This is a genomic window from Clostridium sp. AWRP (assembly GCF_004006395.2).
Lineage (GTDB): Bacteria > Bacillota > Clostridia > Clostridiales > Clostridiaceae > Clostridium_B.
The window spans coordinates 2,024,472-2,049,385 of the sequence record NZ_CP029758.2; the positions used below are offsets into that span (position 1 = coordinate 2,024,472).

A 24,914-nucleotide genomic window follows, 5' to 3' on the forward strand; every position below is an offset into this window, starting at 1 on the left:
GATTTAGCTAAAATTTTTATATTTTTTCTTATTTTATTGCATAATTAAGTATATTATACAAACAATAAGAATGTAATATTAATCAGTATTAGTATTACTCAAATATAAAAAAATATAACTGAAAATCAAAATTTCCAGTTATATAAAACTAAATCAAATCTATTTTACACAAATCCATCTATATTCTCTTAAAATGCAGGAGTAGCAACATGTCTTGTGCCATAATTTGTAGTTGGTTCTAAAATTAGTATTCCATCCCCCATATCATCAGATCCAGCTGCTTTTGGAGAAGCCAATATTGCAGCAGCAACATTATTTGAATATGATGATTTAGGAATTATGTCATTTGATTCTATAAAATTTGCTACTTGATTGCTATTTGTTGGATGACTTGTATTTATATAATTAAGTATTTTACTGAGATTGGAAGATGAAAGTTCATAATAAATATTGTAATTGTAATTGTAGAATCTTGGGCTATTTGGTACTACTGTAAATTTATCAGGATCTTGAGATGATCTTAAGAATAGTACACCATTTCCTTCATCTGATCGTATTAATATGTTACCAACTCCAAATATAAATAGAGACCTCCCTATCTTATTAGCAACACTTCTAGATGATACTATATTATTATCAACTAAAAAATCTATAAAATTGGAGCCATTTGTTGAGTGAAGATAAGTATATACTTCCTGAACTTGATCATGGGTTAAACTGCAATATGTTGTAAAATCATAACTTTGTGTGGCTTTAACGTTCAAAGTTGGTTTTACTGTATTTTGGATGCCTTGAGCCTGTACATTGGTTAATACGACACCTGATGTAAGTAATAATGCTGCTAGTGTAGATGACAAAAATTTCACTTTTTTATTCATATTAAGATCTCCTTTTTATGTTGTTTTAGTTTAAGATAAGATAAACTGTTTGTACTTTATTGCACTAACGTCTTTGTAAAAGTCAATTATTATTTTATACAATGTTTTGTATGGTACGTAACCATGTAATAATCTTTAACATAACTACATAACTTTACAATATGAATTTGTAAAAATTTTATATTTTATTTGAATGTATACTGAAATTTAAAGGTATATATAGAAAGAATGATTTAGTTAAATATTAAACTTGAAATAATTTGTCACTGACATGGCTTGTACATTTTAATTGTATAATAAAAATACTGATACAAGAACGTTAATCTAATAAAGATTACTTAAACTTGTATTTATCATATCTTTTTATGTTCGTTTTAATTATATATAATGATTTACTATTTGTCAAAATTAATACAATTTGGAAAAATAATATTATACATATATTTTTTTCAATTTAATCAGTAATTTGTAATATTTTTTACAAATTGAAACATAATATCCATTAAAATCTTTAAATATATATTTATTTTAAATTTGAATAAAATAATAATATTAAAAATTGATATATACAATTCTATAGAAAAAATAAAAATAAAATAGGCCTTTTGATAGTAACAAGCATTGGGATGACTTGGTCAATGCAGATGAAAATATTTTAATATAAATTGAGAAGAAAATTAGAGCAAAGTAATTTTAGAAAAAAATATTATAGAAGGTAATTTAAAACCTAGTGAGCTAAATTCTTGCTAGGCTTTATTTTTATACCACAATAGGTAATGTGCAAATATTTTGATACAATATAATAGAAAGTATGTGTATAAAAGGAAAAATTATAAACCGTTAGTTAGAAAGATGCTAGAAATTATCTAAGGAGAAACTGGGTTACTTCATGGAAATTGTTTGTAGAAAGATAAATAGCGAGGTTACAGCCAGTAAAATTTTAGCCTTTACTTTTGATGAAAGCAAATATGTTGCTGATGTGAAAGAGATTAGTAGAAAACCAGGTAATGCTACTATTAAACATAATATATTAAACCTTATTCAAAACACTAATACAGTTTAATAGCAATTTACAATTCATAAAATACTATAATAACAATATTTTGCAGAGCATTATTGTAATATTACTATATATTTTATAAATTAGTATTAAAAATGTAAAAATTAATAATAAAGGAGTAAAATACATAATATTTATATAAAACTATAAATATTTTCAAACAGTAAAGGAGTAATACGTTATGAACAAAAAATTAAAAATTTTGTCGTCTGTAATTTGTGGGTTAGCGTTAAGCTCAGGGATAGCGTTAACAAGTGTACAAGCTGCACCAGCAAAAATAAATGGCAATAATGGAATCTCAATAAAGGCTATAATACCAAGCCAAAAATATTCATATTATACTACTGTTTCTGATGATATAAAGGTAAAAATAGAAGATTATATCTATAAAAATGGCGACTCGTCTACAGCAGATGGTATAAGAAATATTTTAATAAATGGCGGTGTTAATAAAACAATTGCAAATAATCTTTCTTTTAGTTTATTAGATTTGTCATATAAAAAGTGAGTTATATCATTTCCAGAAATGACTTTTGCTGGCGACATGAAAGTTTTAAGTACTGATGATGGAAAATATAATGTTATTGATGATTGTTATCCGAATCAATCTTATTCTATTTATGTAATATTAACTCCTCAAGAGGTATCAGAATTAAGAGACAGTTATTATAATCCGCCTAAAAGTGACTTTAATTGGATAGATTATTTTACAGATCAGCTAGTTAATAAAGGAATAATTAATAGTACTACCATGGCTAGAAATGTTGCTAAAGCTATATGGCTTCATAGTCAATCTAGCTGGGATTGTCTAGCAGGCACTAATGAAAATCTTTTGATTTTACAAGGGGCAGATGAAACCATATTCGTAACGGCACGTGTAGCAAGATAGAAATAAAAAAATTTCAATATAAATGGAAAAAATTATAATAAAGTGATCTAGAAAAAAATATTATAAAAGGTAATTTAAAGTCTAGCAGGTTAATTATTGCTAGATTTATGTTTTTGATCCAAAATAGACAATATGTGAATATTTTGTTACAATGTAATAAAAAGTACATAAGGAGGAGAATAATGAAAAAGAGAGTAATTATAGAAATTATAGGAGCTATTTTAATTTTTATTGTTGGTTATTTTGCAGGAGATACAGTAGCTATAAATAGAATGAATAAAACTGTTGATTCAAAGGTATCCAGTGAGACGTCTGATACATCAACATCTTCTAAGCCTACTAAGCCTAAAGAAGAACAAAAACAAAAGATATATAAATTGGGTGAAGAAGGTACTTCAGGCAACTGGGGCATAAAGGTTTTAGATGTACAGGAACTTACCACAATACAAGGAGGGGATAGCTCAGACAATAGAACTACACAACAAAAATTTATTATGGTTAAACTTCAACTTAATAATAAATCTCAAGCAGCAGCTCAATATTCTAATGAAGAATTCATATTAGATGATACTAAAACAAAGGCACAATATAAGTCTAGTATGGAAGCTGGAGAAACAGCCAATCAAAAAGAAACTATATACAATAAAAATAGTGAGTTTGTAGGAATAAATGAAGATGTAAATCCTAATACACCTAAGCAAACTTATGTAGTGTTTGAAGTGCCTAAAGATTTTAATATGGAAAATGGTATATTAATACACGGAGACAATGACGGAAAGGCTGTTGGATACAATATAAAATAAGGAGGAAATAGCAAAATGAAAGCTATAGGCATAATACTTATTGTAATTGGAGTTATTGGAATCATTATGGGAATTAATATGTTTGGCGATATTGGCATAGCTGCTATAGTTGGAGCTTTGGCGGCTTTAGTGTCTGGAATAGGATTTATATTATCAGATAAAAAAATGAATTCTTTATTGAAATAAATATATTAATAGAAAAAGGAGCATTTTTATTACTTCTTTTTCTAGATCAAGCAGTAGCTCAATAAAAGATGGAGCCTAGTAGGAAAATTAAGACTACTAGGCTTCATTTTATTTACGTCACATGTTAAGGTTCAACGAGATAAAGTTTGCATAGATTGTGGAACTTATTAATTTAAATACATCTCATGTTGAGGTTCAACTTGGCCTTCTGCAACTAGCATACGTCCAGAAACTATCATTTAAATACATCTCATGTTGAGGTTCAACGATATAAAGGGGGATTGTAGTTGGACGCTTACATCTAATTTAAATACATCTCATGTTGAGGTTCAACAAGATGCATCTTTAAACCAGTCCCAAAGAAAAGCAGATTTAAATACATCTCATGTTGAGGTTCAACTGATATAGGAGTAGAAAAACCAACAAAATGGGTAAAATTTAAATACATCTCATGTTGAGGTTCAACGCTTCCATTTATCAATAGGGCATCCACAATATATACAAATTTAAATACATCTCATGTTGAGGTTCAACAATATTTAAAGATAATAATTTATAGGGGGTTTATAAATTTAAATACATCTCATGTTGAGGTTCAACATTATTAAAGGATAAACCTAAATATTTAATTGGTAAATTTAAATACATCTCATGTTGAGGTTCAACGAAAATAGCAGTAATTACGATGCTTGTGGAAGTGGATTTAAATACATCTCATGTTGAGGTTCAACATTTAAAAATTATGAACAAATGGAAGAATATGCAGAATTTAAATACATCTCATGTTGAGGTTCAACTCATTTCATCTAATATTTCATTTGTTGCCAACAATGATTTAAATACATCTCATGTTGAGGTTCAACTTCTTTGTTCTTCTTCGCTCTTTACATTTAATATGCATTTAAATACATCTCATGTTGAGGTTCAACGTGCATCTCGGTTTATGCGATATTTTCTAGCTAATTGATTTAAATACATCTCATGTTGAGGTTCAACGGTGTTCTTCCATGTAATCAACTCCTATCTATCCAATTTAAATACATCTCATGTTGAGGTTCAACTACTTGGATTATTAAACTTTATAGTAAATTTTTCATATTTAAATACATCTCATGTTGAGGTTCAACTTCATTTGAAGATTGCTTCATTAATTTTGAAGATTGATTTAAATACATCTCATGTTGAGGTTCAACTTTATTCAAATTGTCAATAGGGAAGGAGGAATTTTAATTTAAATACATCTCATGTTGAGGTTCAACCGGTAAGAAAAAGGTTTAAGAAAGTAGGGCAAAGATAATTTAAATACATCTCATGTTGAGGTTCAACCCATACTTTCCATGTACGCCCCTTTTACCACGGTGGATTTAAATACATCTCATGTTGAGGTTCAACCTGTGTAAAATAGCCATTTCTTGTTTCTATTATAATCCTAAAAGTATTGATAATAAAGAGTTTATCTAAAATTTTTCCAACCGTTTTCTAATTTCTAAAATTATAATAAAAAAAGTACCCTAAGTTGTTATATAGTAAGGACTTAAGCTACATTTAGATATCAATGAGGTTGGAAAAATATTATACCATAAATACAAAAGAAGCCGTTAAAAAGGGTAGATCAATTATAATCACACACCATAATTTGTGGACTAGATGTGAATTTTGTTAATTTTTAATGTATTGTGCGTAATATAGATTAGTTGCCATGTAAATTACCACATAATAAATATGAGGTGGTAAAAATGATAACTGAGAGAGACAAAAGAATTTTGAAATGGATTGAAAATTTTAACAGTATAACTATAGATCAGTGTAGTAAATTATTTTTTTCTACAAGTAAGATGAGTTATGATTTGGCAAGAAAGAGGTTAAGATACCTTAATCGAGAGGGGGCAATAAAAAGATATAGGAAAGATCCTAAAAGTGAGACTGTATATTTTATGGACAAGAGGCTTAAAGTTCATGACCTTAAGATATTGGATGTTATTGTAGCTCTGCAGCAATTTAACACAACTACAAATGAAATTATACTTCAAAATAAGATACAAATTAATCAATTTATAAGTTATATAGTTGATGCAACTATTGTTATAGGCAATGACTATCCTATTCTCATAGAAGTAGATTATACTCACTATACCAATGATAAGAAGATTATTAATATAATTAATCATTTGGAGGGTAAACATAACAGAAAATATGTATTTTTAATAGTTAGACAAACTATAGAAGAAGTTTCAGTAGAAAACGTAGGGATGAAGAGTAAATTAGTTTTAGTTAATTGGAAGTTTAACAGTTCCGATAAGTTACTTCGCTCCCTCCGGTCGCTATTGGAACCATAAATATAAGCAATAAAGCCTATTTAGAATATACCTATTGTACCGATTAGGACGGTATGCTTGATAGGTATAGCTTACAGGTATTAGTAATAGAAAATATTATATGCAATTCTACATAGTAGAAACATAAATTTAGTACTATTTTTAGATTCTTTTAGATATTGTTAAAATACACAAAAAAATACATGAAAAAATTATGGAAGAAAGAAGGAATAAATGTGGAATTTTTACGTTAAAAAGAGTGATAACATAGAAACATGAAAAGTGAGATGACAATTATAAAAAGAGGTGAGAGAACCTATTTGTCTATAGATAATATTTTGATTGCATGGTATTGCTAATGAAAATAAAATATAATTTGCAAAATTTACTTTATTACTATTTTTTACAAAGTCTTAGGAGGGGATGGATTTGAAGTTAGAAAAAGCTTTTTTAGAAATAATGGAGGAAGATTCAAAAGATATGAAGAAAGTTGAATTAGATGAATGTACTAATAAAATTAATACATTAGAGGATAATATTAAGGCATTTACTTCAGAAGCAACCCTTTTAATTTAAAGAGTTGCTTCTAATCATTTAAGTATTTAAATACGGTTTTAACTTTTCATAATGAAATCTATCAATAGCACCGCCATTTTCCCAATTTTTAAATGATCTATAATCAATTCCTGTAAGCTTTCCAGCTTGCCAATAGGATAGATTGTTCTTAATTCTCCAGTTTTTTATCATATTACTATAATCAGAAAATATAAATTTATAGTAATTATCATAGTAATATTCTATAGGCATATTTAAAACTTTAGATATTTTTGTTAATATATTAGTAGAAGGAAAACACATTCCGGATTCATAGTCTTGTATGGTTGAGTGATTAACACTTATTAGTTTCCCTAATTGACTTTGTGATAAGTTTTTAATCAATCTACTTTTTTCTATGCGATTGCCAATTGTTTTCTCATCAAAGTTTTTATATAATTCCCCATAAAGGTTGATTATAACCTGTTGTACAGTGATTGCACTTTGGTACAACGAGCTTCTGTGTGACCTACAAAGAGACCACTTTTTTCTCCGCCGCAAAATAAATTATCTATGCCATTTACTTTTAAGTCCACAGAAACGGGTGCTATGGAAAGATATCTTATAGAATTTCCTTTGCCCCCGGAATATGGATCTATAAATTTGACATTTTCTAGTCCTTGTATTTTACGTAACTTTTCTAAAGGATAATAGGATGTCATTAACTTTACGTGCCCTGTATCTAGAAGTATTACATTTTGTGCAAACTCTTTTAAAGCATACTGCTGGCATACTTTAGCCTTTAATTTATCCATATTTACATCTTCTTCTGGAACTTTAAGTACTACTGCACCTTTTTCTTCAATTTCATGTAAGAGATTTTTATCTATAGTATCTTTAGCAAGTTTACAGGAACCGCTGAAAGCTCCATAAGTTCCATCTAATCTCTCGCCGTGAAGATCTTCTACTCCAGCACATTTGCTTATGCTTATCCTAGGGCCGAAGGAAGGGCATCTAAGTATGCACATGGAACAGCCATTACCATATTTTATACAGTTTCCCATAGGACCTGTGGAACCTGTAGTTTCAACAAAGGCATCTGCTTCTTCATAATCTCCATTTGAGGTATATATGCCTTTTATTTTAGTTCCTTCCATTTTTACGTCCACTACTCTTGATATTAGTTTTAACTTTATGCCTTTACTTAAAATATATTTTCTAACAGCTGGTTCGATTTTATTTACATCATAGAGCCAAGCATGAACATGGTTTATAGTATTGCAGCAGGTTTAGAAAATACTATGATGAATCTTGTGTGTTTTTTCACTTCCCCATAGGTAAACATCAATATCACCTGTAGTACCATTCCAGTAGATTTTGTCAATTATGTTTTCTAAAATATGTCTTTTAATTGATACATCCTTTATTATGGAAAAGTATGAATTAAAATCTTCTAAGTTTTTCTCTATTATATCGAGGGCTATATTTTTATCTACATTTTCTTCTTCAATATTTTTAGATTTGTCTAATTTCAAATTTAAATCCTTTATTGTTTTTGCTAAGTTTTCTATTTTATTTAGGATAAATTTAGAAGCAGGGGAGTCATCTACATTTATATTTGATAATTGTTGTAATAATGTATTCATTTGGTTATTTTTATCTTGAATTTCTCTTTTTAGTATTTCAATAAAATTATTTTTAATAGAGGAAGTTGATTCATTTTTATGACATTGTAGTTCTTTTAAAAGCTTATTTATGCTTAGTCCTTTAATATTTTCAGCAATAGCTTTTTCAATTTTTGGACCGTTGGCATTAGGGTTAGCACATCTGCTTTTTCCAGAATGGGCTTTCATTGTACACACATAATAGTAAATTCTTTCATTCCCATTTTTTTTAGGCCTTCCATAAGAGACACGCATGGGTGCACCACACAAAGCACATTTTAATATTCCAGATAATAAAGATTTTTTAGATGTTCCCTGTCTTGGATTGGATTTCCTTTTATTTTTATCTAATTGAAATTGTACTTCTAACCAGGTAGTACTTTCAATAATTCCTTTATGTTTGGCAACTGCAGCAATCCACTCACTTGTATTTCTAGTCATATATTTTGAATTGCGTTTATTATATGTAATAATTCCATTGCCATTAGGTATGCCGCAGGTAGTTATACCTAAGCCTTTTAAATATTTAAAAACCGAATTATCTGATTTGACATAAACGGGATTTCTAAGAATATCATTTATTGACATAGATGAAAAGTCTCCATCATTTTTCCCTTTTATGTTATTAGTAAGTAGATATTTAAGAACTAAGGATATAGAACAAAATTCCATGTATTTACTATATATCAATTTGACCTTATCCAATTCTTTTTTTATAGGAGAAAGTTTATGCATAAATTTTTGTTTCATTTCAGAGTTATAATAAGTTACTTTCTTAGAATTGAAACCAAGGGGAGTTTGACCTCCAAGCCAGCGGCCGGATTTTGAAAGTTCTAACATATTGTCTCGAACACGTTCTGCAATAGTTTCTCGCTCTAACTGTGCAAAAACAGAAGCTATATATACCATGGCTTTACCCATAGGGGTGCTTGTATCAAACTGCTCTTTTACACTTACAAAAGATATATTGTGTTTCTGTAATAATTCTAATGTATTAGAAAAATCAGCAACGTTTCTACTAATTCTGTCTAACCTGTAACATATTAAAAAATTAAATTTTTCTTTCCTAGCATCCGTTAAAAGTTCTTGAAATCTAGGCCTATTTGTATTGCCGCCAGAAAAACCCTCATCTTCATATATTATAAAACTGCTTATTTTCAAATTGTTATTGGCATATTCTTTGCATATTTGCACCTGATTTTCTATAGACTCACCTTTGCACGTAAACGTGGATTTCCTGCTGTATACAGCTGCTATCATTTTTTAAAATCACATCCTCAAAAATTAATATAGTCCTATATTAAATTACATGGCTTTAATTAACTTTTTATTCCTTTTTAAATTAAAAATTTTCATCACACAATAAGTTGAGATGCATATAATATCGTAGGTAAATATGCTTAAAAAATAGCTGGGAGATATTGTTTTATGGCCAAGCCAATAAAAGTAAGAATGCATTATTCAAAAGACCCTAAAATAATGGATGAACTGGAAACAAGAAAGGCGAGAGCTTTTGCAAGAGCACTTATAAGCAAATTATGTGTTGAACAAATAGATGAACTCATAAAAACACTAAAAGAAAGACAAACATGGAAGAAATAAATAAGTATAGACATATTGAAAACCATTCAAACTAAAATTAAAAATATAAAAAAATGAGTGTACCTTCGAAGGAGGTATAATATGGAAAACAAAACTAAAATGAGATTTGAAAATATAGAGCAGAGAGATAAACAGTTAAAAGAGTTTAGAACTATAAAGTATATTATAGATAAGAAAAATCCTTTAATAGTATGGATATATATTTAAAAGGAGGTACAGCAATATGAATAAGGAGGTACGACTTTTAAAAGCAGATGAAATTGAAATAAGGGTACAGAGCTTAAAGAAGACTCCAAATGGTGTAGGATGTGTTTTGCTCTTATATAAGGATGCAAGAGTTGATATGAAAATACTTGATGAAACGTTTGGAATGACAGGGTGGAAAAGAACCCATGAATTTATAAATGGAAGATTATTTTGTAATATAGATATTTGGGATGATGAAAAAAAACAGTGGATTAGAAAGCAAGATGTGGGAGTAGAAAGTTATACGGAAAAAGAAAAGGGTCAAGCTAGTGACAGTTTTAAAAGGGCAGGATTTAATATTGGAATAGGAAGAGAACTTTATACAGCTCCTTTTATATGGATCAGTTTACAACAGGGAGAATTTGCTGAAAAGGATGGTAAAGTTACTTTGTCACAAAGGGTTCATTTTCAAGTTAAGTCAATAGGATACAATAAGAATAGGGAAATCAATCAGTTGGAAATTCAAGATAATTATTATAGATTGAGATATTCTTTAGGAAAGGCTGCGGGTGATCAGAGTAAAATAGCTATTATGGATAATAAAGAGGTAATAAATAAAAATGAACTTCACTGTGAAAAATGTGGAAACATCATATCGGAAAAAGTAGCAGATTATAGCAATAAAAAATTTGGGAAAATGTTGTGTATGAATTGTCAGGTAAATATAAAAGGTGCCCGAATTTTAAGTAAGGTCAAATAAACAGGGTTCTTGAAATCAGATGAATACTTATTGTAAACATGTCGAAACATCTTGGAAATATGACGTTTTGGCATGTTACTTTTATTTGAATTTTAATAAGTTCGCAATACTGTAAGTGGAGCATGCTTATGACCGGGAAAATCCAAATTCTTGTGTCTAGTAAGGCTGTCTGTGATGTTTATTAGATCTCCTGCTCCAAGTGCATTGATTTCTTCTGCAGCAGTATATCTACCGTTGTTTCTCATTATTCCTCCTACATTTCCTAGGCCAAGTACCATGTCGGTTTTTTCATATATAACTACATCAGCACCTGCTTTTTTGGCAGATAAAGCTGCAGCACATCCAGACCATCCTGATCCAATTACTATTATTTTCATAAAAAATACCTCCTATAATAATCTTCTACCTTTAAATAAATCTCTTGGATCCATTTGCACCTTGCACAGCCTTCTAACTATGTCACCATCATAGTGTTTGGTGCAGCTTGCGCATATTCCTTCACCGCAGCTCATTTTGGAATTATTGCAGCAGGAAAAGTTTATGAATTTGTTTTGTGAACTGTTTATTTTATCTATAAAATCTATAATTTTATAACTCATTATATCCGGGCCTCCACAGTGTACTAAATTTATGGAATTTTCCCGGAGAATTTTTTTAAGCATTAATTTAAATTTCTCAGATAGATTTCCATCATCCAATATAGTGCAATCTAACACTTTTGATTTGCATCCCTTAAAATAATCCTCATAAAAATTTTCTTTGAATTGTGTGTCAATAATAGAGATAAGCTTGTTCTTATTTGAATATAATTTTTTCATAACTGGAATGGAAGGAGCAATTCCTATGCCTCGGGCTATAATTAATGATATGCCATCTTTGGCATTAGAAATATTTGAAAGTCCCATTATTCCATTTGAAAACGGTCCTCTAAGAAGTATTTTATCGCCTTTATTTAATTTAAAAAGAACTTTAGTTTTTGTGCCGCTTGATTTTATTGCAACATCGAGAGTATTGTTTGTATTATCTGCATTTATAATGGAAATTGGTACGTCATAATAATTTACACTTTCCTTATTTCTTAAAAATACAAAGCTTCCAGGATTTGATAATTCTCTTACTAAGTTTTCTGGTGCTTCTAAAGTAAACATGCAAAGAGAATCTTTAGCTACTTTTTTGTCTAATATAGGACAATCATAAGTTTTTCTTAAATTTTTTGCTTTTTTACCATTAGAAATATATTGTTCATATATACAAACTCCACACCAGTCTTTGCATTGGCAAAACTCTTCACCGGAAAGTTGAGAGCATAGTATACAGTCATTGGTTTCTGCTAGGTGGCATGGACAATATTCACTTCCTGCATCAATACAATACATGTAAATAACCTCCGTTGATATTATTATAAAACTATGTACAATATTAGATTATTTTTCAGAATCATTTTTGTTACTTTAAAATGAAAAACTATGTTAGAATAAAAACATTGACTGCTAAATTTAATTACTTAGATAGGGGTGTTTTGTTGAAAAAAGGATACATATATTCTGTATTGTCTGCCATATTATTTGGAACTTGCGGAATCATAATAAAAATTGCTTTCTCGGAAGGGGCAAATTCTATAAATATATTGACACTTCAATATATGATGTCAATTCCAATTATGTTTTTAGGCATACTTATAATAGATAGTAAGGCTTTAAAAATAGGGAAAAAGGATTTATATCACACAGCAGTTCTTGGTATAGTAGGTAATACTTTTATGACGATTTTCTATTATATGGCTTTTAATTATCTTGATGTTTCAATGGTTACCATACTGCTTTATACATATCCTGCTATGGTTTTTATTTATTCAGTAGTATTTCAAAAAATGCAGGTAAGTTCTAATAAGATTTTTGCTCTTATTGTAACTTTTATAGGTTGTTTTTTAGCTTTGGGTCTTAACCAAGGGATAAAGACCTTTTCAACCAAGGGTTTTATGTACGGAATTCTAGCGGCAGTATTTTATGCTTTTATGAATGTATATACGGAGAAAAAAATGGATAAATTAAACCCACTTGCAGTTAACTTTTACTCTATTATTTTTTCATTTTTATCTTTAATAATTTTTAAATTTCCAGTGGATGTGTTTAGACAGGATTTGAACGGAAAATTAATTGCTTGCATTGTAATATTAGGAGTGTTTTGTGAGATAATACCTTTAACTTTGCTTTACGCAGCAATTAAACATATTGGGGCTTTAAAAGTTTCAATAATAGGAAATCTAGAAATACCTACAGCTATGTTTCTTTCCTTTTTTATTTTAAAGGAACATTTAACACTACTTCAAGTTTTTGGAGCAGCACTTGTCATTTATGCCGTTTATAGTATAAAAAAAATGGATTGATTTTTATTTAGTTATCACAGTCATATTAGGTGACTATGATAACTATTTCAGACTGAAAATTGAGATTCATACATTAATAGACAAAGTATATTAATGGAAGAGAATATTTAGATATGAAAATTATTTTAAAGATTTTTGTTTTTTTCTGTAAGAACAAGCTTTATTTTCGATAGTATCTAGAGATTCACTTAGACATTCTTCAATAACATCAGGTGTTATTAATATATTTTCTTTTTTCAAATTATCGCCTCCTTCTATTCATTAAATTTAATTATATTCTATTAAACGGAATATGTCAACTTAATTATTTGAAATACAGATTTTTTTATGATTGAATTGTGATAATGTCTTAGTATACCGCATTTGATTATGTCCCAAATAAATAAGTTTATAGTATAATAAAACCTCATGACTAAGAAGTGAGGTGGACAAAATCAGAAAGGTAGTTTTAACAATGAATGAGAATGCAAAATATAACATAATCAAGAAATTAGTAGAGAGCAATGGTAACAAGCAAAGAGCTGCTGTACAGATTAACTGTACTGTTAGGCACATTAACAGAATGATTAAAGGGTATAAAGAGCAGGGAAAAGCCTTTTTTATACATGGAAATCGTGGTAAAAAACCTGTCCATGCTTTAGATAATTCTACAAAACAGACTATTGTTGACTTATATCGAACAAAATATGAAGGCACCAATTTAACTCATTTTTCAGAACTCTTAAAAGAATTTGAAGGAATCAAAGTTTCATCAAACACTATACGTTCCATCCTTTTGCAGGAATTCATCCTGTCTCCTAAGGCAAAACGTTCTTCTAAGAAGGCTCTATACACTAAACTTAAAGATATGCAAAAATCTACAAAGTCAAAAAAGCAGGCTAGTGTTATTCAAAGTTCTATTCTTGCTATCGAAGATGCTCATCCTAGGCGTCCGAGATGTGCCTACTTTGGAGAAATGCTTCAGATGGATGCTTCTCTTCATCCTTGGTTTGGTGGAGAAAAAAGTCAGCTTCATATAGCTGTAGATGATGCCACAGGTGCTATTGTAGGTGCTTATTTCGATGTTCAAGAAACGCTAAATGGATATTACCATGTACTTGAGCAAATATTGAAAACCTATGGTATTCCTTATATGTTTTACACCGATAGGCGTACAGTTTTTGAGTATAAACAAAAGAAATCCCCTTCTATCGAAGAGGACACTTTTACCCAATTCGGTTATGCCTGCAAGCAGTTAGGAATTGAGATTAAAACCAGCAGCATTCCACAAGCCAAGGGGCGTGTGGAACGAATGTTTCAAACACTGCAATCACGACTTCCTATCGAATTGCGTTTAGCTGGTATAAGCACGATTGAGCAGGCAAATGAATTTTTAAACTCCTACATAAAAAAATTCAATGCTCGATTTGCTTTACCTGTTGATAATATCAAATCTGTATTCGAAACGCAACCTGATATTGAGAAAATCAATTTAATTCTTGGTGTACTTGATAGTAGGAAAGTAGACAATGGGAGTTGTGTAAAATACAATAAAAGATATTATCTTCCAGTAGATGCTAATGGTCACCCAGTATATTACCATAAAGGTACCTGCGGTATAGTAATAAAGGCATTTAACAATGATCTATATTTTTGTGCAAACGAAAAAGTTTATGCACTTGAATTGCTTCCGGATCATGTTCCTTCATCAAAAAATTTTGATCTTGCGAAGACCTCAAAAACTCCAAAGAAACACTATATACCGCCGATGAGTCACCCATGGAAGCAGGCTTCATTTGAACATTATTGCAATAAGCAGGCTCATAGACAAAAAGAAAACATAGCTTAAAGAACTAAAAAGCCCTTTTACTTAAAAAACTTTAAGTTGATGGATGTGTTTGCTATACCTAAAAATAATGTTATAAGCGTAACAAAGCACCAGCTATTGCTGGTGCTAATAATTAAAACTTTTTGGGACATTTTCAAAATTAGTTGACACTTAATTATTTGAAATACAGATTTTTTATTGGAACAATATATAGTATATAGTTATATATGCTAAAATATGACTATGATTATAACTAATAATTAAATATTCTCATGTAATTTTTTTAATATGTAAATACTATAAATAGTAATATATTAAAAATAGGGGGGATATTAGTGAAGAAAATCATAGCTTTCATAATTTCGATAGTTATATCAACATGTGGAGGAGAATTTGTATATGCTAAAACTGCTTATGGTGTAAGTAGAATAAGCGGGTCAAATAGATATGAAACATCTGTAAATATAGCAAATAGTTTTAGCAGCGACAAATTGGAAAATGTAATTATTGCAAGTGGAAATAATTTTCCAGATGCCTTAGCAGGCTCTGTGCTTTCAAAAAAAGAAAATGCTCCTATATTGTTAGTAGGAAAAGATGTAAGTTCCAGTGGAGATTCTATTAACTTTATAAAAAATAAGTTAGATAGAGAAGGAACTATCTACATATTAGGAGGGAAATCATCTGTAAGTGAAAATTTTGAGAGCTATTTTAATTCATTAGGATACAGCAGCGTTAAAAGATTAGGTGGAAAAAATAGATTTGATACAAATTTTACAATTGACAGATATTTAATGACAGAAAAAGGTACTCCAGCGGTTATAGTAAATGCTTATGGATTTGCAGATGCTTTAAGTGTTTCAAGTATTGCTGCGTCAAAAGGATATCCTATTATCATGACTAATTCATTTAACTTAGCTGATGAAACAAAAGAAACACTGAAAAATATAGAGCCATCTAAAGTATTTATTATTGGGGGAGAATCATCAGTAGCAGGTAATATAGTAAGTCAGTTAAAAGAAATTGTCCCATCACTCAATAGTAATAGCATAATAAGAATAGGGGGCATGAATAGATATGATACATCCTTAAATGTATGTAAATACTTTAATCAAACTTCAAATGAAGCTGTTATTGCAAGTGGTAAGAATTTTCCTGATGCGTTATCTGCCAGTGCACTGGCTGCAAAAAACAATGCACCTATAATATTGACAGATGGAACTAATATATCAGATCAGAAACAATACTTGGATGGATGCAACTGTGAAAAGGTTATTTTAATAGGTGGCACTGGAGCTGTAAGTGAAGATGTACAGAATGCTTTAGAGGGCAAAATTGTTATTTCAAATGAGGATGCTAAAAAATTACTGCTTCAGGGTGACGATGCTTTTAAGAAAATATTAAAAATTAATGTGGATGGAAACTCTTATATGGATGTATCAGGTGTAAGCTATGCTCCCGTAACAGATAATATAGGAGAATACAATTCCGTAAGTAAAGATTTAAATGAAAACTATGGTTTGAACAATTATTATACGAAGGATTTTGTAAATACTCTAATAAATTTTATGTTTAAAGATATTGATGGTAAAATTTATATGAGATATGGAAATCCTGAACCTAGACTTATTGTTAAAGATTCTGAAGTAATTTCTAAGAAATATAATGGTAATAAAGCAGATATTATGTTAAAGGGTTATTATTTTGGAGAGTTATCCTATGCCAATGCCACTTTAGTTTACGATGGAAATAGGTGGCTTATAGATAAGTTTGATAACTGGGGAGTAGAGTAATTTACCTTGCAATAAAAGAAGACTATGAATTTTTAAAATTTATAATCTTCTTTTTATTACAAACTTTAGGCAAAATAATCTCTTGAATAAGATGAAAAATATGTTGACTTTATGCTATTCTACTTTTATATTTTATTCAATACCGTATTGAAGATTAGGTATAATAAGCTATACTAAAACTGTTATATTTATACTATAGTGTCTGTATTGATTTTTGATATAGAGAATACTATAATAGCCAATATAGGCAGTTTGAGACGGAAGGTGCTATATTTATGGTGAGTACTTTAGAAAAAGAGCTATTTCTCATAATTCACAATTTGAGAATGACAGGATATGTTTCTTTTTATAGTAGATATAAAACAGCATTTTTTATTACAGTAATCATAGTTGCAGTGCTATTGTCATTTATAATTGCATTTTTTATAAATATTAAAAAAAGAAATTTAATGGAGCAAAGATATAAACTAGCTGTAGAAAGTTCTAACATTGCTATTTGGGAGTATGACATAGAGAAAAATGATTTTTTTGCTTCAGATAAGTGGGAAGAAATTACTGGGTACAAGGTTAGTAAAAATGATAATCTTAAGATCATATTAGAAAAATTGTTGCCAGATGAAAATAAAAATATAATGTTAAATTATTTGGAGAATCATCTAGCAGGGATAGCTCCTTTTTATGAATGTGAGTTTAAATTAGCAACTAAATGTGGAAAGAAAAAATGGATTTTTATTAGAGCAAAGGCACTTAGAAATGCAAAAGGAAAAGCTTTAAAAATAGCAGGATATGTTACTGATATTACAGAACAAAAACTTATACAGGATAAAAATAAATATCTAGGCTATTATGATAGTTTAACAGATCTTCCTAATAGAAAAACGTTTCAAGATAAGCTAGATAAGGTATTGAAAGACTCTAGTGAAAATGATAAAAAAGGAGCATTACTTTTTATAGATTTAGATAATTTTAAAAGGGTAAATGATACTTTAGGTCATCAATGTGGGGACAAGCTTCTTCAATATGTGGCAAATAAGCTAAAAAATATTATAACAGAAGATAATACTGTATTTAGATTAGGTGGAGATGAATTTTTGATAATACGACATGATATAAAGGATAAGAATGATGTTGTAAAAGTTTGTAATAAAATAATGTTCGCATTTAAAGCACCATTTGAAATAAACGAAAAGTTAATTCCAATTAGTACTAGTATAGGCATCTCCATGTATCCTCAGGATGGGACTACAGCTGATTCTTTACTAAAAAATTCAGATATAGCTATGTATAAAGCAAAAGATTTATGTAAAGGAACATATAAATTTTATAATAGAAGGATGTCTTATGAGGTTTCGAGAAAAGCAGAACTAGAAGAGGGGCTTAGAACTGCTTTAGAAAATAATCAATTTCAGTTATATTACCAACCTGAAATTGACTGTAAAACTGGGGAAATCAAAGCTATGGAAGCCTTATTAAGGTGGAAAATTATGAAAAATGAATTCGTTTCTCCAGTTGAATTTATTCCCGTAGCTAAAGACACATCATTAATAGTTCCTATTGGTAAGTGGGTACTAGAAACTGCTTGTAAGCAGCATAAACAATGGTTAGATAAAGGATATGATTTTGGCATTATGTCAGTAAGTGTCTCAAAAGTCCAATTGCAGCATCCAAGTTTTTTTAAAATGGTAAAAGCAGTTTTACATGAAAGTAATCTTCCACCAGAACTTTTGGAAATTCAAATTACGGAAAGTGAAGTTATGCAATCTTTACAATCTAATATAGCTGTCTTAGAAAAGTTGAGAAGACTTGGAATAAGCATTGCTCTAGACGATTTTGGAACAGGTTATTCTTCATTAAATTATTTGAGATTACTTCCTATAAATACTCTTAAAATCGATAAATTTTTCATTAATCGAATTCATATTAATTCCAAAGATTGTTCTGTAGTGGACGGCATAATAAATCTATCTCACAAGATGAATATAAGTGTAGTTGCTGAAGGAGTGGAGTTTATAAAACAATTTGAAATACTTCGATCTATGAACTGTAATAAAGTTGAAGGGTACCTGTTTGGTAAGCCTGTGCCTGTAGAAAATATTGAAACTGTGGTTTATTCAGTAGGTAAGTTTAATCACATGTTGGCATAAGTTTAATATGATTGTATTTAAATATATTATGTTGTTATACAAAAATAAGGGGTTGTCACACTGAAAATAAATTCTACAACATATTGTATTAGCAAGTGAATTATAAAACGATATGTTGTATGTAAATTACTTAGTGCAACAGCCCTTTTCTTAATAAATTTGTTAATGTTTCCCTGCCAACTCCTGATCTTTTTTAGGATTTGCAAAGCTAGGTTCTGTAGGATTAGGGTCTCCATAGTATCTACCTGGTGTTGAAAGGTCAAAATACAATTTGGAATCTTGAGTTACACCAAAATCCTTATTTGAACCTGTATCTTTAACTTTATTTAGTGCCTCTCTAAATAGTGCATTGTGAGCTTCTTCACGTTCTAGTAAGAAATTTATTGTCTCACGTACATACTTATCGTTGATTTGACGATATAGGTATTCATATACTACTTTTGCCCTTTGTTCGGATGCTATATTTGAAAGCAAGTCTGCCACAATATCTCCTGTAACGGTTACATAATTTGCAGTCCATGGCTCGCCAGAAGAGTTCATTAATACTGGCGTTAACCCACCTAATACGTGAGTTTCAATTTCCCCACTACCTACTGAATTGAAATCAACTGAATGACCGTTTAACAAATTTACAGTCTGTGCAACCATTTCCATATGGCTGAGTTCTTCTGAACCAATATCCAAAAATAAATCTTTTATTGCAGGATCATTTACTCTAAAACTCTGGGATAAGTACTGCATGGCAGCTGTAGTTTCACCGCATCCACCACCTAGTTGCTCTTGCATTAGTACTGCATACTGTGGATTGGGTTTTTCTACTTTAACTTCTTTTAAAAGTGCTTTTTCATGTTTAAACATTAGTATATCAACCTCTCCTTCATTTTGTAATTTATAATATTTTATTTAATAAATTAATGTCTGTTATAGGTTTTTTACAGGTAAAGTTTTCACAAATGTAGGTGGTAGTTTTATTGTTGATGTCTATATAGTTTTCTATAATAGGGGAAATAGTGCTTAAATCCTTATTTAAATTGCAGTACAAAATTGAAATTGTAAAAGGATTAAATTTCTCATTTATCATATGAACTACTTGCTTACCTTCTTCAATGTTACTGCCTGCAGATACAATAATTTGCCTTATAGGTGATTTTGAAAATAGAAGTGCTATAAGAGAAAATGAGCATGCTCTTGGGAAACTATTTAATTCTTTTGAAAAAGTTTCGAATAGCTGTTTAGCTTTATCTTCAAAATCATAACTGCTTGTTAGATGGGACAATCGCAGCAAATTTAATGCGGCTGTGGAATTACCAGAGGGAATGGCACTATCGTATATTTCCTTTGGCCTTGTAATTAACTTCTCACCATCATTTCCATATAGGAAGAAGCCTCCATTTTCTTTATCCCAGAAAAGTTTTAATAAATCTTCATTGAGCTCCAGTGCTTTTTTTAGATAATCTGTGCTGTAGGTTGTTTCATATAGTTCTATAAGTCCCCATATTAAAAAAGAGTAATCATCTAGATAGCCTAAAAAAGAAGCTTCTCCATCACGATATCTTGCAAGGAGACGACCATCTGATCTCACTAAGTTCTTATAAATAAAGTCTACAGCTTTTTTGGCAGCTTTAGTGTATTTGGAGTTGTTTAAGACTCTGCCAGCTATTGACATAGCAGCAATCATTAGGCCGTTCCAGGATGTTAAAATTTTATCATCTTTATAAGGATGTATTCTTTTTTCTCTTTCAGCAAATAATTTTTCCCTGCAGTTTTCTATAAATTGCATATCATCTTCTGGAATAGAACTATTTATTAGGTTCAAAATATTTTTGCCTTCGAAGTTTCCACCTTTTGTTATATTAAAATAAGAACAAAACTTGCTGCCATCTTCTTCTTGAAGTATATTTTTTATTTCTTCTTCTGACCAAACATAAAATTTACCTTCTTCACCTTCAGAATCAGCATCTTCTGCAGAGTAAAATCCGCCTTCTTTTGAGGTCATGTCTCTTAATACATAACTTAGTATTTCTTCTGCTGTTTTACAATATTTTTTATTACCTGTAGCTTGAAAGGTTTCAATATAGGCTATAATTAAGAGAGCATTGTCATAGAGCATTTTTTCAAAATGTGGAACAAGCCATTTCCTATCTACAGAATAGCGGCTGAAGCCAAAACCTATATGGTCATATATTCCACCTTTTTTCATGCAATCCAGTGTTTTTTCCACCATTTCTAAAGCAGAGGAATCTTTGGTTTTGTAAAAATATCTGAGTAGAAAAAGTAGGTTATGTGCTGAAGGAAATTTGGGAAAGTCTCCAAAGCCTCCATATGTAGGGTCAAAATCATATTTGAAATTTAGGAAAGTTTTTTGAAAGATATCTTCATTAATGGTTTCATTAGAGGGTTCCTTTGAATTTTTTAGGAAATCTAATATTTGTGTGCTAGCATTTAAAAGTTCATCTCTATTATTTTTCCATGCCTTTTTAATGTAGTCTAAAATAGACATTAACCCCATGAGTGCATCTCTACTATTTTTGGGAAAATAGGTACCTGCAAAAAAGGGCTTTTGCTCAGGTGTCATGATAATTGTAAGGGGCCATCCGCCGCTTCCTGTGATGGACTGACATACATCCATATATATACTGTCTATATCAGGTCTCTCTTCTCTGTCTACTTTTATGGATATGAAGCTGTCGTTTAGCGTTTTAGCTACTTCTGTGTCTTCAAAACTTTCTTTTTCCATAACATGACACCAATGGCACGTACAGAGACGAGCCTAGCTGTACCCAATAGATAGGAATACAGGCTTATATTCTGATTTTGCCTTTGTAAATGCTTCTTCTCCCCAGGGATACCAGTTTACTGGATTGTGTGCGTGTTGTAATAGATAAGGGGATTTCTCATTTATTAATCTATTGGGTGTACTTGTTAGGTTCATAAAATCACCTCCTAATAATTTATTCTTATTATAGATTTATCTTTTGGGGAGAAAATTATTCAAATAAAAATAGGTTTTTAGTGGGATGTGATATTTAAAGATAAGGTAAAGCAGTTTATGAAAAATATTGAAATTAGAGCTGATAAAGAAACAGTAGATTATATTCAAAAGGAATTAGGATATTTTATAGCTTATGAAGATTTATTTTCTACTTGGCTTAATAAGGGAAACGATTTTGATAGATAGCTTTTTACGTAAATTGTTGAGAAGATAAAAGTAATAAGTTTGGTGGAGGAAAAGGTGATTATCATATAGGTGGCTGGAAATCACTAAAATAATTTGAAGTTGATAATAATATACATGTTACACTACATATGTTGTTTATTCAGGCAGCATAAAAAATCCAGCAAATACTTTGAAGACAGGAATAAATGAATACAAAGTAAATTCTATATCTATGGCTGATAAAGATGGAGACAAAATCTATAATGATATTGTAGAAAAAATAAAATCGAGTAAAAATGGAACATACTATGAAATAGATTGAAATGGAAAATTAATTTATGATACATATAAAAAATAAGTATTATATTGAATTGAGTTAATTCGCAATTTTCTTATTATACGATTCAAGCCAATACTTAATAAAATGATTTAATTTACTTAAATTTTACAACATAAGATAAGTGGTATTATTGATATAAAATGGTTATACTGGTTATAGTAGGGGGAATCAACATGAAAAAAAGATTATCAGGAATTATTTTTACTGCAGCTATATTTTGTGGGGTGTTTTTTACATCAAATGTTGTAAGTGCAGCAACACTACAAGATAGATTATGCGGTAATAATAGATATGAAACTAATTCTAAAATTGTAGACTCAGGATGGACATCATCAGAATGTGCTGTAATAGCAAGTGGAGAAGGCTTTGCAGATGCACTATGTGCGGCACCTTTAGCTGAGAAAAATAAAGCACCTATACTTTTAACTAGCAGGGATGCTTTAAGTTCAGAGGCTAAAGAACAATTAACAAGACTTAAAGTAAAAAAAGTATTTATTGTTGGTGGAACAGCATCCGTATCTGATAATGTAAAATCTGAAATAACAAATATGAATATTGAAACTACTAGAATATATGGACAAAACAGATTTGAGACATCATTATCGGTAGCTAAGGCTTTAGGAAACATTAATGGTGTGGTGGTAACAAATGGATTTGGATTTGCAGATGCTTTATCTATAGCACCTATAGCAGCAAAACAGGAAATGCCAATATTACTTACTGATAAGGATGATTTATCAACACCAATTAGGGAGTTTTTGCATAATAGTTATTATAATGAAAGTTATATAGTTGGTGGAACTGGAGTTGTAAGTGACAAAGTATCCTCACAGTTGAATAATGTTACAAGACTTGGAGGAAATAGTAGATATGACACAAATTCAGCTATATTAGATCATTTTGCTAATGATTTTAGTTATGATAAAGTTTATATTGCGTCAGGAGAAAATTATCCAGATGCATTATCTGGCAGTGTATTAGCAACTTCAAGTAACTCGCCTCTAATTTTAGTAGGATCTTACGTTGATCCTTCAGTAGAATCTTCAATAAAAGCTCAACACGAAAAATATAATAATGTAGTAGCTTTAGGAGGTACAGGAGTAGTTTCAGATACAGTAATAAATAGCATTGTCAGTGGGGTTTTTATACCAAGTATAAGTGATGATGAAATAAAAAATTTAATATATAATGCAGATCAAGCATGTATTCAAATTCATTCACTTGCATCATATGATGAGAATGACAGTATACCTACTGAACGTGAAGGAGAAACTTATTATAAACTAAACGATAATGTAAATACCTATGATAAGCTATTTAATTATTATAATAAATATTTTTCAGAAAAAAAATCAAATTACTTTATAAATACAGATTTATTTATAAAGTCAAATAATACTTTTTATATTCTTGGTTGTAATCCTGGATTAAGGCCTGTATTTTTACAATCTAAAGTGGAAAATAAAACTGTAGATGGTAATAAAATAAATGTAACTTTAGGTGTTTACTATGAGGATGATCCTGAAAATAATGATTCTTATCACTATAATTTTATTTTGATTTATGAAAATGGACGTTGGGTAGTAGATGATGTAACTAGCTATTTTGATTGGAATGATTTTAGGTATAGAGATAACCAGAACTAGGATTACAAGAGAACAAGCAAGTGTACTTAATGTAAGAAGTGGTGTAGGAACTAATTATAAAGTAATAAGACAGCTTGAAATGGGACAAACAACTGAATGAGTTTTTGATGGTTCTGAAAGTATAAAGCACATGTTCAAGCAGATAGATATTATAAATAATACTGTAACAGAATCACTTATAACGGTTGAAGAATTAAATACTAGTATGGATTCTGTAAATATTTTCCTCTCCGGTATAAATCAAATTGCTGAACAAACTAATTTATTAGCATTGAATGCAGCTATTGAAGCAGCTAGGGCAGGTGAATCGGGAAAAGGTTTTGCAGTTGTAGCAGATGAGGTAAGAAAACTTGCGGAACAAAGTACTGAAACAGTTAAGCAAATTGACACAATTATTAATGAAATAAAAGGAAAGACCAAATTAGTGTTTGAAAAGGTATCTGGCGGAAGTATAGCGGCTAATGAAGGAAAAGAGGCTACAGCTCAGGTTAATGAAGGTTTTGAAAAAATTAAATTATCTTTTAATAATATTAATGAATATATATCAAATGAATTAAAGATGATTGAAAACATAGGTTCAATTTTTACACAAATTCGAGAACAAACAGAGAGTATCGCAAGCATTTCTGAAGAACATTCAGCAGCAGCTGAAGAAATGCTGGCAACCACAGAAGAACAAAATGCAGGTATTGAAAATATGTATGGATTAATACATCATATTAATAGTTCTAGTTTAAAACTTCAAGAATTAATGGAAAAGAGATAAT

The 24,914-nt window shown here is 29.8% G+C and carries 24 protein-coding genes, 3 pseudogenes and 1 CRISPR repeat array; of the genes and pseudogenes, 19 read left to right on the plus strand and 8 right to left on the minus strand.

The window, feature by feature from the left end; translation table 11 throughout:
* Positions 1-188: 188 nt before the first annotated feature.
* On the minus strand, positions 189-878 hold the full coding sequence (locus DMR38_RS09495) for a hypothetical protein (RefSeq protein WP_127721040.1): 690 nt from the start codon (positions 876-878) through the stop codon (positions 189-191).
* Between the two features lie 889 nt (positions 879-1,767).
* Between DMR38_RS09495 and DMR38_RS21795 the strand changes: the two genes are divergently transcribed.
* From DMR38_RS21795 to DMR38_RS21805, 7 genes are all read left to right on the plus strand, one after another.
* On the plus strand, positions 1,768-1,941 hold the full coding sequence (locus tag DMR38_RS21795; protein WP_175412966.1) for a hypothetical protein: 174 nt from the start codon (positions 1,768-1,770) through the stop codon (positions 1,939-1,941).
* A gap of 178 nt (positions 1,942-2,119) precedes the next feature.
* Positions 2,120-2,446, plus strand: coding sequence for a hypothetical protein (locus DMR38_RS09500; protein ID WP_127721041.1), 327 nt, complete (start codon positions 2,120-2,122; stop codon positions 2,444-2,446).
* An 18-nt stretch (positions 2,447-2,464) separates the two neighbouring features.
* A complete protein-coding gene (locus tag DMR38_RS09505) occupies positions 2,465-2,827 on the plus strand; it encodes a hypothetical protein (RefSeq protein ID WP_127721042.1) in 363 nt (120 codons plus the stop codon).
* Between the two features lie 182 nt (positions 2,828-3,009).
* Positions 3,010-3,630, plus strand: coding sequence for a DUF4352 domain-containing protein (locus tag DMR38_RS09510; RefSeq protein WP_243124531.1), 621 nt, complete (start codon positions 3,010-3,012; stop codon positions 3,628-3,630).
* 15 nt (positions 3,631-3,645) lie between these two features.
* The gene (locus tag DMR38_RS21800) at positions 3,646-3,816 is read left to right on the plus strand and encodes a hypothetical protein (protein WP_175412967.1); all 171 of its coding nucleotides are present in this window, start codon (positions 3,646-3,648) and stop codon (positions 3,814-3,816) included.
* Positions 3,817-3,922: 106 nt separating this feature from the next.
* Positions 3,923-5,208: a CRISPR direct-repeat array (repeat unit 30 nt; unit sequence ATTTAAATACATCTCATGTTGAGGTTCAAC).
* Positions 5,209-5,552: 344 nt separating this feature from the next.
* Entirely contained in the window at positions 5,553-6,152 is a 600-nt protein-coding gene (locus DMR38_RS09515) for a hypothetical protein (RefSeq protein WP_127721043.1), read from the plus strand.
* Positions 6,153-6,560: 408 nt separating this feature from the next.
* Entirely contained in the window at positions 6,561-6,707 is a 147-nt protein-coding gene (locus tag DMR38_RS21805; RefSeq protein WP_175412968.1) for a hypothetical protein, read from the plus strand.
* 18 nt (positions 6,708-6,725) lie between these two features.
* Here DMR38_RS21805 and DMR38_RS09520 read toward each other — a convergent pair whose 3' ends face one another.
* From DMR38_RS09520 to DMR38_RS09530, 3 genes and pseudogenes are all read right to left on the minus strand, one after another.
* On the minus strand, positions 6,726-7,070 hold the full coding sequence (locus DMR38_RS09520) for a helix-turn-helix transcriptional regulator (RefSeq protein ID WP_175412969.1): 345 nt from the start codon (positions 7,068-7,070) through the stop codon (positions 6,726-6,728).
* Positions 7,071-7,180: 110 nt separating this feature from the next.
* Positions 7,181-7,933 (minus strand): annotated as a pseudogene (locus DMR38_RS09525) (FAD-dependent oxidoreductase); the annotation flags it as partial.
* 21 nt (positions 7,934-7,954) lie between these two features.
* Complete coding sequence (locus tag DMR38_RS09530) at positions 7,955-9,589, minus strand: recombinase family protein (RefSeq protein ID WP_127721045.1); 1,635 nt, start codon at positions 9,587-9,589, stop codon at positions 7,955-7,957.
* Between the two features lie 168 nt (positions 9,590-9,757).
* Here DMR38_RS09530 and DMR38_RS21810 point away from each other — a divergent pair, with 168 nt between their 5' ends.
* The 3 genes from DMR38_RS21810 to DMR38_RS09535 all read left to right on the plus strand — a co-directional run bounded on the left by DMR38_RS21810 (position 9,758) and on the right by DMR38_RS09535 (position 10,877).
* On the plus strand, positions 9,758-9,931 hold the full coding sequence (locus DMR38_RS21810; protein WP_175412970.1) for a hypothetical protein: 174 nt from the start codon (positions 9,758-9,760) through the stop codon (positions 9,929-9,931).
* An 81-nt stretch (positions 9,932-10,012) separates the two neighbouring features.
* Positions 10,013-10,138 (plus strand): hypothetical protein, encoded by a 126-nt coding sequence (locus tag DMR38_RS22525; protein WP_013238508.1) that lies wholly within the window; start codon positions 10,013-10,015, stop codon positions 10,136-10,138.
* A gap of 16 nt (positions 10,139-10,154) precedes the next feature.
* On the plus strand, positions 10,155-10,877 hold the full coding sequence (locus DMR38_RS09535) for a hypothetical protein (protein WP_127721046.1): 723 nt from the start codon (positions 10,155-10,157) through the stop codon (positions 10,875-10,877).
* Positions 10,878-10,996: 119 nt separating this feature from the next.
* Here the strand turns inward: DMR38_RS09535 and DMR38_RS09540 are convergent.
* Both DMR38_RS09540 and DMR38_RS09545 read right to left on the minus strand, forming a co-directional pair.
* Positions 10,997-11,254: pseudogene (locus tag DMR38_RS09540) on the minus strand (FAD-dependent oxidoreductase); the annotation flags it as partial.
* 12 nt (positions 11,255-11,266) lie between these two features.
* Positions 11,267-12,253: a sulfide/dihydroorotate dehydrogenase-like FAD/NAD-binding protein gene (locus DMR38_RS09545; protein ID WP_127721048.1), complete on the minus strand. Its 987-nt coding sequence runs from the start codon at positions 12,251-12,253 to the stop codon at positions 11,267-11,269.
* A 146-nt stretch (positions 12,254-12,399) separates the two neighbouring features.
* On the opposite strand from DMR38_RS09545, the gene DMR38_RS09550 reads away from it, so the two are divergent.
* From DMR38_RS09550 to DMR38_RS09565, 4 genes are all read left to right on the plus strand, one after another.
* Positions 12,400-13,263 (plus strand): DMT family transporter, encoded by an 864-nt coding sequence (locus DMR38_RS09550; protein WP_243124532.1) that lies wholly within the window; start codon positions 12,400-12,402, stop codon positions 13,261-13,263.
* Between the two features lie 454 nt (positions 13,264-13,717).
* Complete coding sequence (locus tag DMR38_RS09555) at positions 13,718-15,091, plus strand: ISNCY family transposase (RefSeq protein ID WP_127721049.1); 1,374 nt, start codon at positions 13,718-13,720, stop codon at positions 15,089-15,091.
* 314 nt (positions 15,092-15,405) lie between these two features.
* On the plus strand, positions 15,406-16,860 hold the full coding sequence (locus DMR38_RS09560) for a cell wall-binding repeat-containing protein (protein ID WP_127721050.1): 1,455 nt from the start codon (positions 15,406-15,408) through the stop codon (positions 16,858-16,860).
* A gap of 275 nt (positions 16,861-17,135) precedes the next feature.
* A complete protein-coding gene (locus DMR38_RS09565; RefSeq protein ID WP_127721051.1) occupies positions 17,136-19,004 on the plus strand; it encodes an EAL domain-containing protein in 1,869 nt (622 codons plus the stop codon).
* A 162-nt stretch (positions 19,005-19,166) separates the two neighbouring features.
* On the opposite strand, the gene DMR38_RS09570 is transcribed toward DMR38_RS09565, so the two are convergent.
* Positions 19,167-19,862, minus strand: a complete 696-nt coding sequence (locus DMR38_RS09570; RefSeq protein WP_127721052.1) for a manganese catalase family protein — start codon at positions 19,860-19,862, stop codon at positions 19,167-19,169.
* 31 nt (positions 19,863-19,893) lie between these two features.
* Positions 19,894-21,936, minus strand: a pseudogene (locus DMR38_RS09575) (thioredoxin domain-containing protein).
* A gap of 87 nt (positions 21,937-22,023) precedes the next feature.
* Between DMR38_RS09575 and DMR38_RS22130 the strand changes: the two are divergent.
* The 5 genes from DMR38_RS22130 to DMR38_RS09590 all read left to right on the plus strand — a co-directional run bounded on the left by DMR38_RS22130 (position 22,024) and on the right by DMR38_RS09590 (position 24,913).
* Positions 22,024-22,182: a hypothetical protein gene (locus tag DMR38_RS22130; RefSeq protein WP_207670783.1), complete on the plus strand. Its 159-nt coding sequence runs from the start codon at positions 22,024-22,026 to the stop codon at positions 22,180-22,182.
* A 169-nt stretch (positions 22,183-22,351) separates the two neighbouring features.
* A complete protein-coding gene (locus DMR38_RS22530) occupies positions 22,352-22,483 on the plus strand; it encodes a hypothetical protein (RefSeq protein ID WP_279230810.1) in 132 nt (43 codons plus the stop codon).
* 191 nt (positions 22,484-22,674) lie between these two features.
* Positions 22,675-24,147, plus strand: coding sequence for a cell wall-binding repeat-containing protein (locus DMR38_RS09580; protein ID WP_127721053.1), 1,473 nt, complete (start codon positions 22,675-22,677; stop codon positions 24,145-24,147).
* Positions 24,116-24,247, plus strand: a complete 132-nt coding sequence (locus tag DMR38_RS22280) for an SH3 domain-containing protein (RefSeq protein WP_243124534.1) — start codon at positions 24,116-24,118, stop codon at positions 24,245-24,247. Before DMR38_RS09580 ends, DMR38_RS22280 begins: the two co-directional genes overlap by 32 nt.
* A 30-nt stretch (positions 24,248-24,277) precedes the next feature.
* Positions 24,278-24,913, plus strand: coding sequence for a methyl-accepting chemotaxis protein (locus DMR38_RS09590; protein WP_127721054.1), 636 nt, complete (start codon positions 24,278-24,280; stop codon positions 24,911-24,913).
* Position 24,914: the final 1 nt, after the last annotated feature.